Annotated in this window: 12 protein-coding genes and 1 pseudogene; 8 read left to right on the plus strand and 5 right to left on the minus strand. The window is 62.2% G+C overall.

Features of this window, described 5'->3' with window-relative positions; translation table 11 throughout:
- Nucleotides 1–134: 134 nt before the first annotated feature.
- The 5 genes from ACFPPB_RS02765 to ACFPPB_RS02785 all read right to left on the minus strand — a co-directional run bounded on the left by ACFPPB_RS02765 (nucleotide 135) and on the right by ACFPPB_RS02785 (nucleotide 5,010).
- Nucleotides 135–698 (minus strand): hypothetical protein, encoded by a 564-nt coding sequence (locus tag ACFPPB_RS02765; protein ID WP_377324174.1) that lies wholly within the window; start codon nucleotides 696–698, stop codon nucleotides 135–137.
- Between the two features lie 129 nt (nucleotides 699–827).
- Nucleotides 828–1,400 (minus strand): YybH family protein, encoded by a 573-nt coding sequence (locus ACFPPB_RS02770; RefSeq protein WP_377324176.1) that lies wholly within the window; start codon nucleotides 1,398–1,400, stop codon nucleotides 828–830.
- Nucleotides 1,401–1,487: 87 nt separating this feature from the next.
- Nucleotides 1,488–2,060 carry a cytochrome b gene (locus ACFPPB_RS02775; protein WP_377324178.1) on the minus strand — a complete coding sequence of 191 codons (573 nt, stop codon included), beginning with the start codon at nucleotides 2,058–2,060 and terminating at the stop codon, nucleotides 1,488–1,490.
- Nucleotides 2,057–3,139, minus strand: a complete 1,083-nt coding sequence (locus ACFPPB_RS02780; RefSeq protein WP_377324180.1) for a catalase family peroxidase — start codon at nucleotides 3,137–3,139, stop codon at nucleotides 2,057–2,059. The genes ACFPPB_RS02775 and ACFPPB_RS02780 overlap by 4 nt, the downstream gene beginning before the upstream one ends.
- A gap of 1,502 nt (nucleotides 3,140–4,641) precedes the next feature.
- Nucleotides 4,642–5,010, minus strand: a complete 369-nt coding sequence (locus ACFPPB_RS02785) for a response regulator (RefSeq protein ID WP_377324182.1) — start codon at nucleotides 5,008–5,010, stop codon at nucleotides 4,642–4,644.
- Nucleotides 5,011–5,301: 291 nt separating this feature from the next.
- Between ACFPPB_RS02785 and ACFPPB_RS02790 the strand changes: the two genes are divergently transcribed.
- From ACFPPB_RS02790 to ACFPPB_RS02825, 8 genes and pseudogenes are all read left to right on the plus strand, one after another.
- Nucleotides 5,302–6,936 (plus strand): tetratricopeptide repeat protein, encoded by a 1,635-nt coding sequence (locus ACFPPB_RS02790; RefSeq protein ID WP_377324184.1) that lies wholly within the window; start codon nucleotides 5,302–5,304, stop codon nucleotides 6,934–6,936.
- Between the two features lie 85 nt (nucleotides 6,937–7,021).
- A complete protein-coding gene (hutU, locus tag ACFPPB_RS02795) occupies nucleotides 7,022–8,692 on the plus strand; it encodes a urocanate hydratase (protein ID WP_377324186.1) in 1,671 nt (556 codons plus the stop codon).
- Between the two features lie 155 nt (nucleotides 8,693–8,847).
- Nucleotides 8,848–9,213 (plus strand): toxin-antitoxin system TumE family protein, encoded by a 366-nt coding sequence (locus ACFPPB_RS02800; protein ID WP_377324188.1) that lies wholly within the window; start codon nucleotides 8,848–8,850, stop codon nucleotides 9,211–9,213.
- Nucleotides 9,210–9,560, plus strand: a complete 351-nt coding sequence (locus ACFPPB_RS02805; RefSeq protein WP_377324190.1) for an HVO_A0114 family putative DNA-binding protein — start codon at nucleotides 9,210–9,212, stop codon at nucleotides 9,558–9,560. Before ACFPPB_RS02800 ends, ACFPPB_RS02805 begins: the two co-directional genes overlap by 4 nt.
- 92 nt (nucleotides 9,561–9,652) lie before the next feature.
- A pseudogene (locus ACFPPB_RS02810) lies at nucleotides 9,653–9,898 on the plus strand (urocanate hydratase); the annotation flags it as partial.
- A 107-nt stretch (nucleotides 9,899–10,005) separates the two neighbouring features.
- Nucleotides 10,006–10,965, plus strand: a complete 960-nt coding sequence (locus tag ACFPPB_RS02815) for a restriction endonuclease (RefSeq protein ID WP_377324192.1) — start codon at nucleotides 10,006–10,008, stop codon at nucleotides 10,963–10,965.
- A 67-nt stretch (nucleotides 10,966–11,032) separates the two neighbouring features.
- On the plus strand, nucleotides 11,033–11,866 hold the full coding sequence (locus ACFPPB_RS02820) for a hypothetical protein (RefSeq protein ID WP_377324194.1): 834 nt from the start codon (nucleotides 11,033–11,035) through the stop codon (nucleotides 11,864–11,866).
- Nucleotides 11,867–11,930: 64 nt separating this feature from the next.
- A complete protein-coding gene (locus ACFPPB_RS02825; protein ID WP_377324196.1) occupies nucleotides 11,931–13,076 on the plus strand; it encodes a hypothetical protein in 1,146 nt (381 codons plus the stop codon).
- Nucleotides 13,077–13,078: the final 2 nt, after the last annotated feature.

Consider the following 13,078-nt stretch of genomic DNA (forward strand, 5'->3'; position numbering starts at 1 on the left):
CCGTTTTCGGACATCAATACCGCGCCGCGTCAGGCGGCGGAATTCAGCCTTGCGGGCTGCGATGACGCACGCGAACGACCGGTCGATGCGTCTCGCACCCACCGGCCGGCGGCCGCGCAACCCCGGTTGCGGGATTACTTGATCGGCGCCATCAAATGCTCGTACGGCGTGCCGGCCCACATGACATACGGCACGGCGGTATCCGGGTTCGGGCTCTTCGGATAGTTCGCGTAGAACGCCGGGTCCGCGCCCACGATCATGAAATGCGGCCCGGTCTTGATCCAGTGGTTGTTGCCGTCCGGCTTCTTCGCGTACGGGTCGGTGTTGCTCGCATCCGTGCCGCCTTCCAGCATGTACATCAGGCCGAGCTTGCCGGCCGGCGGCGTCTTGTGCGCCATGTACGCGTTAACCCATTCCGTCGCGTTCTTGTCCATGCACATGGAATCCGGCCCCGGCGTGGCGGGGTTGTCCGGCATGCAGGTGAAATCGTTGCTGCCTTTGCGCAGCGTGCGCATCTGGCCATCCGCACCCATCGCGATGATCGTCGCGTCCTTCGCCACGCGCTTCGGCGCCGCGCGCATCGCGCTCGCGATCAGTTGCGCGTCGGTGGGTTTGCTGTTGTCGGCTGCCTGCGCCGCGCCGATGACAGCGAGCAGCATCGCGGCAACGGTGAACCAGTGGATCGAACTCGTATGCATGACGGCTTTCCCATGATGACGTGAACAGTCATCGCCGGGTTCCCCGCGCGTAGTCTGGGCTGCTCCCCCGTCATCGGTCAATCAGCGAAACGGCCTAGCCCGCGGGCGGTACAGCGCCGTTTTCGGACATCAATGCCGGATGGTGGGCAGCTCCGCCACGGTGACCATCGGGCACTCGTTCCGCCGGCCTGCGCGGAACGCCTTCACTTGCGTGTCGCTGGCCGGCCTGCCCTCATCGCCGCCGTCGAACGCGACACGCCAGACGTCGTCACCGTCGCGTCGCCAGGTGGTGGAGAAATGACCGGTCAGGTAGCGCGGCTTCGCGTGGGTCTCCGGATTTTCGAACAAATAGACGCCGCTGGAATACGCCAGCGCGCTATCGGCCGCCGCCACCACATGCTGTGGATACCAGTCCAGGCGTACGGTCTTGCCCGCGATGATCGCCGCCCAGTGCTGGCGGACCGCACGGGCGCCATGCGTCGGCTTGTCCGTGTTCGCGTCGAACACGGCGTCGCCGGCGAGGAACGTGGCGAACGCCGCCGCATCGTGCCGCTGCACGCTCTTCGCAAACGCCATTTCGCGCAGCCATACCTCGCATGCCGCTCGGTTCGGATTGTTCGAGTGGGCCATCGCAAGTGCGCCCGACGAGATCGTGCCCGACGAGACAGCAAGCAACAGAACAAACCAGGTGGCACGCGACATCGGACGACTCCTTCGTTCGGATTGCCGGACAGCTTCCGCTGGGCCGCGCCCGCTCGCCAGTGCCGAAACGCACGGGACCCCGGTCTTTCAGGATGGGTCGACGTGCTCCAGGGGCGGTGCCGTTTTCACGCCGCGCAGCATCGACGGCAGCACGCCGTCCCGGCGTATCAGCCCGTGATAAAGCGCCGCCGCCATATGCGCCAGGAACGTCAGGAACAGCAGCATCGCGAACCCGCCGTGCAGATGGCGCAGCACGGCGAACGCGACGGCGTTGGTCGGAAAGATCGGTGGCAGCCGCAGCGACGTGCCCAGCATCACCGGATAGCCGCCGGCCGACAGCATCGCCCAGCCGATCAGCGGCATGGCCAGCATCAGGACATACAGCAGCCAGTGCGAGGCCAGCGCCGCCAGTTTCTGTATCGCCGGCAGGTCCGCCGGCAGCGGCGGTGGCGGATGGCGCAGGCGCACGGCCAGTCGCACGATCGCCAGGATCAGGATCGCGATGCCGAGCGGCTTGTGGATCGCGAGCAGCCATGCGTGCCGTTCGGACACGGACGCCACCATGCCGACGCCGATGAACAGCATCGCCACGATCAACACCGCCATCAGCCAGTGCAGCACGCGTGCCGCCAGCGTGAACGTGTTCGGGTCGGTCCTCATCGCGTCTTCTCCGGCGGCGTGTGCGCGGCGACCGTGCCGGGCAAGTGGGCCTCCTCGCTGGTGCGGCGCAGGTACGAATCGGCGTAGGCGGCCGAACGGGCCGGCAGCAGCGGATCGTCCGAAGCCTCGATGCCGGCCGGCAGCACCCGCGGGTCGTAGTTGATGTCGCGGCAGGGGCCGCTGTCCTGCGGCTCGGCGTGTTCGAGCACCAGCGTGCCGGCGTCGATCGTGCGGCGGTCGTCCGGCCATGTTTTCGTGGCGTCGTTGGTCGGATCGCCCGGATTCGCCAGCGTCACCTGCAGCTGCCAGCGCAGCGGCCCCTGTGCCAGGCGTGCGGCCAGGTCGCTGGCCAGATAGTCCGCGTCGCCGGCCTTGCCGGCATGGGCGTCGGTCGCCTCCGGCACCATGCGCCAGCGCACCGGCTGGCGTCGGCCGGCCGCATCGACGAACACGAAGGCATCGAGGCTCCAGTAGTTCTCCGTCGCGAAGCTGGCGGACGGTTTCGCCGTCTTCGCCCAGGCACGGAACGCCGCGGTTTCCGGATGCGCCGCGAAAAACGCCGCGACCTTCGCCGGGTCCGGCTTGCCGGTGGCAGGGTCCGGTTGTTGTGCCTGCAATTGCGCGTAGAACGCCTGCGGCGTGGCGACCGGGAATACCGGCATGCTGTTCATGCCGGTGCGCCACTGCTGTCCGTTCGCCAGCGCAAAGCGCAACGCCATGCTGCGGATCGGCACGCTGCCGTCGGGAGCGTAAGGATTGCCGCCGGGGATCGCGAAGCGGCCGACCACCGGCGTGCGGCCCGGCTCGAACACCTGCGCTACCGAATACGGCTGGGCGCCGCCGCTGCTGTCGAAATAGCCGGTGACGCAAACGCCCTTCGCGTGGTTGCGGCGATAGCCGGCAAACGTGCCCGCGTTGTCCTGCAGCTGGTTCACCAGTTTCTGCGGCGTGAGCCGCCGCGGCGCCAGCCAGCCGCCGACGTAGCCGAACGACAGCGCGGCAACGGCCACGGCGGCGGCGATCAAAGTCCATGATCCGATCCGGCGCGGCGGCGAATCGGCTGAGGCGTGGTCATGCATGTCATGCTCCGCGTGTGTTGGCAACGATGGATGGCGCAAGCCTGCAGCGCTCACCTGTCAACTCTTCGCTGCACGGCCGCGACCGGTTACCTGCGTCGGCGCTTCGTTCAGATGGATTGCGCCGATTCAAGCAACGCAGACGAAGCGGCCCAATCCTGTGGCCTATGCTGCGGGAGCGACTTCAGTCGCGACGGCTCGGCAGCACGCTGCACCACCCGCCTGTGCATCGAGCCACTGCAACGCCGCGATGCCGAAGGCCGCTGCCGCGGCCATCGCGACTGAAGTCGCTCCCACAGGCATCTCGAATAGCCCCGATTTGTAGGAGCGCACCCTGTGCGCGAAAACACGGTGCGCTGCGGTGGCGGGGTTCGCGCACAGGGTGCGCTCCTACAAGTGCCAAAGGCCGGGTTATTCGCGATGCCTTGTCGTAAAGCGCCCCGCCGGGATGACGAGCCCATGGCCAGTTTTTCGAGCTTCCCCCGAGCCCCCAATCACCCCGGCCCGACCTGCCTCAGCGGCCGCAGCCTATCCTGTGGGAGCGACTTCAGTCGCGAACGCTCGGCAGCACGCTGCACCACCCGCCTGTGCATCGAGCCACCGCAACGCCGGGATGCCGAAGGCCGCTGCCGCGGCCATCGCGACTGAAGTCGCTCCCACAGGCATCTCGAATAGCTCCGATTTGTAGGAGCGCACCCTGTGCGCGAAAGCGCGGTGCGATGCGGTGACGGGATTCGCGCACAGGGTGCGCTCCTACAAGTGCCAAAAGCCGGGTTATTCGCGATGCCTTGTCGTAAAGCGTCCCGCCGGGATGACGAGCCCATGGCCAGTTTTTCGAGCTTCCCCCGAGCCCCCAATCACCCCGGCCCGACCTGCCTCAGCGGCCGCAGCCTATCCTGTGGGAGCGACTTCAGTCGCGAAGGCTCGGCAGCACGCTGCACCACCCGCCTGTGCATCGAGCCACTGCAACGCCGCGATGCCGAAGGCCGCTGCCGCGGCCATCGCGACTGAAGTCGCTCCCACAGGCATCCTCGAATAGCCCCGATTTGTAGGAGCGCACCCTGTGCGCGAAAACACGGTGCGCTGCGGTGACGGGGATCGCGCACAGGGTGCGCTCCTACAAGTGCCAAAGGCCGGGTTATTCGCGATGCCTTGTCGTAAAGCGTCCCGCCGGGATGACGAGCCCATGGCCAGTTTTTCGAGCTTCCCCCGAGCCCCCAATCACCCCGGCCCGACCTGCCTCAGCGGCCGCAGCCTATCCTGTGGGAGCGACTTCAGTCGCGACGGCTCGGCAGCACGCTGCACCACCCGCCTGTGCATCGAGCCACTGCAACGCCGCGATGCCGAAGGCCGCTGTCGCGGCCATCGCGACTGAAGTCGCTCCCACAGGCATCCTCGAATAGCTCCTACAAATGCCGAAAGCCGGGTTGTTCGAGATGTCTTGCTGTAAAGCGCTTCGCTGGGATGACGAGCCCACGGCCCGAACTTCCCCCAGAGGCCCCCAATCACCCCGGCCTGACCTGCCTCAGCGCATCAAGCAACGCGTCCAGCCGAAACGGTTTCTGCAACACGGCGCACTGCGCATACGCCTGCGGCAATTCACTGGCGCGGGCACCGGTCAGTACGCAGGTCGGTATATGCCTGGCATCGAGCGACGCCAGCAGGTCTTCGGTGGTCGTGGCGGCGAGCCGATAGTCGATCAGCGCGAAGTCCGGATTCGACGCATCCAGCAATGCGTGCGCATCCTCCAGGGTGGCGACCGGCCCCAGCACGCGGCAATGCTTCGATTCGAGCGCGATTTCCAGCGCTGCGGAAACCAGCATGTCGTCTTCCACCACCATGATCTGCGGCCACTTCGGGAACGGGGCATTCATGTCGTGCAATCCTTCGTGGTTCTGCATGGAAACCATGCCGGGGATGAACCGGGCCGTGCCATGCGGGGAGTGAGCGATGTCGTTTGATCCTTCAGGTATGGCCGCCGCGACAATCGCAACGGTCGGCTTCACTACGACCCCTGCCGCGCGAAGGCGAAGCGAAGATGGGGCGAAGGAAATGCATGCGGCGATTGATGTACGTGACACCGCCGGCGCTGCCGGGGCGCCAGCGCGTCCTGACATCGACAGGGCGCGGTGCTACTGTCTGACCGGTCTGCCAGGGGAGGCGCTATGGGTTCCGGTCCGCGTTGGCTGCTGATTGCGGCGATCGTTTTGCTCGGTCTCGGCGAATGGGCGTGGGGTATCCATTCGGCGACGTCGCGGCTCACCGCACGTATCCATGCCGAGCAGGTGCGACGGCACGCGCATCCGCCGCTGCCGCTGGCCAAGGGCCACCTGTTCACGCACGACGAGACGCATGCGTTTCTCGCCGCGGCGAAACGCGCCGAGGCGATCGAGGATCCGCTGCAGCGCTGCCTGTTCTATCCCGACCCGCCCGACAGCCACTGGTCGCACGACGCGGTGGTCGCGTATTGCCATTACCGCCTGCGGTCGGTGATCTCGTTTGCCGAGGTGCAGGCGCTGATCCAGCACGGCCATGCCGCAGATCTCGATCGCCTCATGGCGCAGGCGCTGGACAAGCAGCAGACCCAAAAGGAGTCGGCCGGACTTCTCGACCAGATCTTCTATCAGGACTTCGACGACGGATCGTTCGATATCCGCCCGACGCTGGATGCGTGGAAGCGTGATTCGCCGAAAAGTGCCTTTGCCTATGCCGCCAGCGGCTTCGCCTACGTGGCCATGGCGGCCAGCGCGCGCGGCAACGCGTACATAAGCGAGACGCCGCAAAGCAACGTGGACGCCATGGACAAACTGCTGTCGCAGGCCGATACCGATCTGCGGCGGGCCATCGAACTGAATCCTAAGGTCACGCCGGCTTACGTCGCCATGATCGATGCCGGCAAGATGAGCCTGGGTCGTGCCTATATCGACCAGGCCGCCCGCCGCGGATTGGCAGCGGCACCCGCCGATTACTCGATCTACAACGCGCTCATGATGGCGGACCAGCCCAAATGGGGCGGCTCGCTGTTGGCGATGGCAAGGCTCGCCCGCAGCGCGCAGGCCCACGTCGGCAACAACCCCCTGCTGACCTTGCTGCTGGCGGAGGCGCCGGCCTACGCGTACGACGTCTGCGACTGCGAATCCAGGGCGGTCTGGGCGGCGGATTCGGCGGTGTTCGACAACCTCGCCAGCTCCACTCTCCTCAAGAACGCGGGATACGCCGCCACCCGGAACGGCCACTCCGAGCTGTCGGTGGTTTATCTGTCCGAGGCATCGCGGTTTCTCCCGGACAACATCGACGTGCGCGTGCACCGCAACTACGACCTGACGACATTGCGTGAATCGGCATGGGCCCTGGCCGACGCCAACCAGCTGGTAGACACCTGGCCCGAGAAAGCGGGCGGTTTCAACGCCCGTGCGTATGCCTACGAGTCGATCAAGGATTACGTCCATGCCGAACAGGATCTGCGCACCGCGATACCCCTCGATGCCAGCGACACCTGGCCGTTGGCCGAACTGGGGGATATCTACGTCTACCGGATCCACGACTGGGACAAGGGCTGGGATATAGCCAGCCGGCTGATCCAGTCGCACCCGGAAAAGCCGCAGGGCTGGATCCTGCGCGCCAGCATCCAGAAGGATCAGCCGCGGGCCGGCATGGACGAGACCATGCATTATTTCCTGGCGCACTTCGGCGACGACCCGCACCTGCAATTGCAAGTGCGCGAGATGCACGCCGCGCTGGCGAAGGAAGCGGCGGCGAGCCGTCCTGCGGCCGCCGCGACCACCCCGGCGCATCAGTGACCGCACGTATCCGAAAGCCGCCCCGTCTGCAGCTTCCGGCAGCTGACCTATACTCGCGGGTCTGTCCCACCAGAGCCTCGCCACCATGACCGCACCCACCCGCATCGACACCACCCGCACCATCCGTGCGCCGCGCGGCACCGAGCTCAGCTGCAAGAGCTGGCTCACCGAAGCGCCGTTCCGCATGATCCAGAACAACCTCGATCCCGAGGTGGCGGAGAACCCGGCCGAGCTGGTGGTGTACGGCGGCATCGGGCGGGCGGCGCGCAACTGGGAGTGCTTCGACGCGATCCTGAAATCGCTGCGCACGCTGGAGGACGACGAGACCCTGCTGGTGCAGTCCGGCAAGCCGGTCGGCGTGTTCCGCACGCATGCCGACGCGCCGCGCGTGCTGATCGCCAACTCCAACCTGGTGCCGCACTGGGCCACCTGGGAGCACTTCAACGAGCTCGATAAGAAAGGCCTGATGATGTACGGCCAGATGACCGCCGGCTCGTGGATCTACATCGGCTCGCAGGGCATCATCCAGGGCACCTACGAAACCTTCGTCGAGATGGGCCGCCAGCACTACGGCGGCAATCTCAAAGGCAAATGGCTGCTCACCGCCGGCCTCGGCGGCATGGGCGCGGCGCAGCCGCTGGCCGCCTCGCTGGCCGGCATGTGCAGCCTCAACATCGAATGCCAGCAGAGCCGCATCGACTTCCGCCTCAAGACCCGCTACGTCGACGAGCAGGCCAGCAACCTCGACGACGCGCTGGCGCGCATCGAGAAGTACACGAAAGCAGGCGAAGCGAAATCCATCGCGCTGCTCGGCAACGCCGCCGACATCCTGCCCGAGCTGGTCAGGCGCGGCGTGCGTCCCGACGCCGTCACCGACCAGACCAGTGCGCACGACCCGGTCAACGGCTATCTGCCGCAGGGCTGGACGGTGGAGCAGTGGTTCGAGCGCCGCAAGAGCGATCCCGAAGGCACGCGCGATGCCGCCAAGCACTCCATGCGTACCCACGTCGAGGCGATGCTCGCGTTCCACGCGCAAGGCATCCCCACTTTCGACTACGGCAACAACATCCGCCAGATGGCGAAAGACGTCGGCTGCGACAACGCGTTCGCGTTCCCCGGTTTCGTGCCCGCCTACGTGCGCCCGCTGTTCTGCCGCGGCATCGGCCCGTTCCGCTGGGTCGCGCTGTCCGGCGACCCGGAAGACATCTACAAGACCGACCAGAAAGTGAAGGAGCTGATCCCCGACGACGCCCACCTGCACAACTGGCTGGACATGGCGAAAGAGCGCATCAGCTTCCAGGGGTTGCCGGCGCGGATCTGCTGGGTGGGGCTCGGGTTGCGTGACAAGCTGGGGCTGGCGTTCAACGAGATGGTGCGCAATGGGGAGCTGAAGGCGCCGGTGGTGATCGGCCGCGATCACCTCGATTCCGGCTCGGTGGCATCACCGAACCGCGAAACCGAAGCGATGAAGGATGGCAGCGACGCCGTCAGCGACTGGCCGTTGCTCAATGCGATGTTGAATGTGGCCGGCGGCGCGACGTGGGTTTCGCTGCATCATGGCGGCGGGGTGGGGATGGGGTATTCGCAGCACAGCGGCGTGGTGATCGTGTGCGATGGCACGGCCGAGGCGGACAAGCGGATTGCGCGGGTGTTGTGGAACGATCCGGGTACCGGGGTGATGCGGCATGCGGATGCGGGGTATGAGGTTGCTGTGGAGTGTGCCAAAGAGCAGGGGTTGAAGTTGCCGATGGTTTGATCAGCCGGCTCGCGGTGCTGCCAAGTTTCGATCGTCCAGGCCATGGTCGTCATTCCGGCGAAAGCCGGAATCGCTTCACATCGGCAAAGCCGGCCAGCTAGCGCCCGTGAGGCCTTTTGGGTTTCGTTGAAGTTATCACCGGATGATATATAGTCATGTCAACGGAAGACGTGGGACTGGAAACACTGTTGTTGCTCAACGGCGAGATCTACGATCAAGGCAACGGTTACTGGATCAAGATCGAGGCGTGGCGTGTTGAGATGAACGAGCATGTGCCTCACGGCATACGCTATGCGCTGACATTGCATGATCGCTACGGCATGCGGTTGCTCGGCTTCGACAATGCGCATGCCGTCAAGCCACCGAAGCGCAAACGTTATGCAGGTCGGCGTCTGGCCTACGACCATCGCCATCGTCACGCCCGCGACAAGGGCGTGCCGTACGAATTCACCGGCCCGCAACAGTTGCTCGAAGGCTTCTTCAACGAAGTCGACCGCGTACTCGAGGAAACGAAGTCATGAAGAAAATGGTCATCGGCATCGCATCCCAGCAGGCCATCCGCGCCCGTGCGCTGGCCATCGCCCGTGGCAACCATCAGCCACGCCCCAACGAGCCGAAGATCTGGTTCACCTCCATGCGCTCGCTGGCCGAAGTGCTGTCCGACGACAATCGCGCGTTGCTGCGCGTGATCAGGGAGCAGAAGCCCGTGTCGCTGAGCCAGCTGGCGGAATTTACCGGTCGCGCGCCCAGCAATTTGTCGCGTACGCTCAAGACGATGGAGCGCTATGGGCTGGTGGAGATGCGCCGTACACTGCGTAACGTGCAGCCTGTCGCCACGGCCAGCGAATTTGTGATTCAGGCGGCGTGAGGTCGACGATCTACATGAACTTGATCTCTTTATTTCCAACGCGATGTTGAATGTTGAATGTTGAATGTTGAATGTTGAATGTTGAATGTTGAATGTTGAATGTTGCAGGTGGCGCGACGTGGGTGTCGTTGCATCATGGTGGCGGGGTGGGGATGGGGTATTCGCAGCACTCGGGGGTGGTGATCGTGTGCGACGGCACGGCTGAGGCGGACAAGCGGATTGCGCGGGTGTTGTGGAATGATCCGGGCACTGGCGTGATGCGGCATGCGGATGCGGGGTATGAGGTGGCGGTGGAGTGTGCCAAAGAGCAGGGGTTGAAGTTGCCGCCGATGGTATGAGAGCGTTCCGGTAGCACATTCCGATGTGCGCTTCCTCAATCGAGGTTTTGGAGGAGTAGCGTCATCCTTGAAAACCACGTCCGCGGGACGGCGAGGGTAAGAACAAAATGGAAGCCGAGTTTCAATATCCACCGGATGTATTCGAGTTACTGATTGAGACCATTTCGCGCCTGAGTCGAGGCAAAAAGGGTGTCGTTCTGTTTCTCCAGGGTGCTGGAGTTGCGCAAGAAGACCTTGCTGAGGTCAACGAAATCGTTCGTACTAACCCAAAATCTATTAATAAGTTCGAAATCGTCCGCAAGGTGCTCACAAAGGTGAATGCGCGTGGAGACAGCGGCCTGCGCCCTCGTCGCGAGATCATCAAACGCGTCATCGAGTTTGAAAATTTTGATACCTGTTGGCCAGAGGATAGGCTTGAGGCAAAAGGTCTCGTTGCCAGTGTTCGTGAAGCGGTCAATGCCAAAGACTCGTTCACGAGGATGAAGCAAGAACGCGATATGGAGCGCGAGCAAATGCTTTCCGGTCAACGGCGAGAGCGTGTGGCTGTAGCTCTTAAACGAGAAAAAATCGAAGACGTTAGCAAGCGGCTGTTTGCCTTGTTTTCAATGGATAAGGAACCTCAAGAGCGGGGTAAGCTTCTCGAAGCTGTGTTAAACGACCTCTTCAAAGTCTACGGCGTCCATGTTCGCGAGGATTTTCGCAGGAGGGCACCGGATAGTGGCGTCGTCCTTGAACAGATTGATGGCGTAATTGAACTCGATGGCACGATTCACCTTGTTGAAATGAAATGGCTCAACTCACCCGTAGGAATGGGGGAGTTTTCACCGCATCTCAGTCGACTATTTATGCGCGCGAACGCACATGGAATTTTCATTGCAACAAATGGCTACACGCAGCCGGTCATCACAGAGTGCACGAACGCGTTGAGTCTTAAGACCATTTTTTTGTGTTCGTTGCAAGAATTTGTGCTGCTACTTCAGCGACAAGACGATCTTGTAGAATTTCTCAAGAAGAAATCTCGTGCCGCCATAGTTGATAAGAAACCGTATCTGGAAATTCTCTGCTAGCTTGAGGGGACAAGCAGCTAACCGAGTCCTTCCCTTTTGGCAATGTCGGGCAACAGGGAGCACATTGATGTCATCGGGCAGCAAGATCGAGCAACGCAAGCAAAGTACAGAAGCGCAGGATTTTCTGTGCTTTTCGTATGCCGCCGGCTTGTCGGTCAAAGAGGACACTCTCGTACAGCCGCCGCCGCGTGCGCCGGACATACAGGTGCACGTCAACGGCATAGGGGTGATGGCCTTTGAAATGGGTGACGTCAATTCACCGGAGCGTCACAAAGGATTGTCGATATTCACGCAGGCCCCCGGCTTGATGGACGGCCACCATCAGTCGTTGTCCACCGAGCGCCACACGCGGTTCGAGGAAAAATATCGTGGTGCACACATCATGATCTCGATATCGCACACGCCATCCCAGCAGCCACCAGAGGTGTCCTTTAAGAAAGCCATCCCGAAACTCTTTGAACTCCTGGAGGCACTCCCTGGCGGCTACACAGGTGACGTTTTTGAGTACAGACGCAACCACAGCCAACAAGCCATTGCCGAGTACCTCCGGAACCTTGCGTTGAGGAATGGCGTTGACATGCTCACCAGCCTTCACGTGTCCCGCGCACCCAATGACCAACCGCTAAAATTCATTGGAAGTGGCGGCGGATCGGTGATGCCTTTGGACATTTCCGTGCTGAAAAAAAAACTGACCAGCGCCTACGACATCACGGTGCCAACGGATCTTGTTTTGACCGTAAGAATGGGCGAGAGCGCCCATTTGGGTGAAATAGGAATGTTCCAGGCTGTAGCCACTGCTGGCTTGGAAAACTCAGCGTTTGAGCGCGTGTGGTTTCATGAAACGTTGCTCGGCAAAGTGACCTTGTTGGCGGGACCACCGCTCAAGCCATCCGCCGCCTGAAAGTGGTGGCTACAAACGAAAAGGTGCCAGAGACAATTTTTGGCTGGTCAAAGAAGTGGCCAAATTGTCCCTGACACCATTTTTTCGCATCATGGTGGACCCTAGTTTCGAAGAACAAACACATACGGAATGCGAGATGAGAGGGGATTACTATTTTGCCAGCCTACATTTTGTCCCTCTTCAAACGACTGGCGCGAAAACCTTTGGGTTGCCCGAGTACATATCCGGCTTAGCACTGATGGTCCTCGCCTGGACAATTGCTGACGCGAAGTACCACTTTCGTCTCGATGTTGCGCCATTCAACGCTCGATTGATCACATACGCTGTCGTTGTAGCAGTTGGGGCCGCCACGCTTCTTACCGACGTATGGCGCGCACAGGGCTGGTGCGTTATCGAGGCCGCAGGATCGCCATTTACGCCCGTAACGTGGCAGGCCATCTTGGCGGCGGTCTTTATTGGCGCGTTCATTTGCTGGGCTGCCATCGCCTTCTTCATTCCCGCAAAGTTTCATCGAGGAAACGCCGTCCGCTACGTAAGCGCGATGGCGAAAGCCACGCTTCGAGGAAACTCCTTGGATTTAGCCGTAATCGCGGACGAACTCGCCGCAGCAGCGTATGGCTTAGTCAAGCACGCTACAAACCGCGATTTTCGGCGCGTTCCGCTGGAATCTCAGCCTTACGAGCCATCCGAAGTCGAGCGCTGCGCGAACTCAATTCTCAGCATGATTGGAGATAGGAGACTATGCCGCGCTATGGTCGCCAGTTCGCCACGGACGGCCTTGTTTCTGTTCCAGGAAATTAAAGAACAGAAGCGGTTCGATATCGAGGTTGGGACGTTCGCATCGAACTTCGTCGGGGCGGCGATTGCCAATAAGGATTCGTTTATCTATCACGAGACCACGCCTTGGTATTGGTCGGGGTTCCTCGGCATGACGCAGCCGGTGGTTAAGGCAATGTTCGCGGACTACGAGCTCGTCTCGGGCGTCGACAAACTGTTCTACGTCGACCATCAAGAAATGGGAAAGTGGGACACCGAGCACTGGTCCGTCTATTTCAAGGCTATGCAGATCACCGTGGCCGACTTCATCGCGAAGGGAAACTATCGCGAACGCACAACGATCAATCGAGCCATCGGAAAACTTGGAGATGTGACTCGCTATGCCTACAGGATAAATGGCATCGATTCTCAAGAGGCTCTCTCGGACACCTGATT

This window comes from Rhodanobacter terrae (assembly GCF_042657005.1).
GTDB classification, from domain to species: Bacteria; Pseudomonadota; Gammaproteobacteria; order Xanthomonadales; family Rhodanobacteraceae; genus Rhodanobacter; species Rhodanobacter terrae.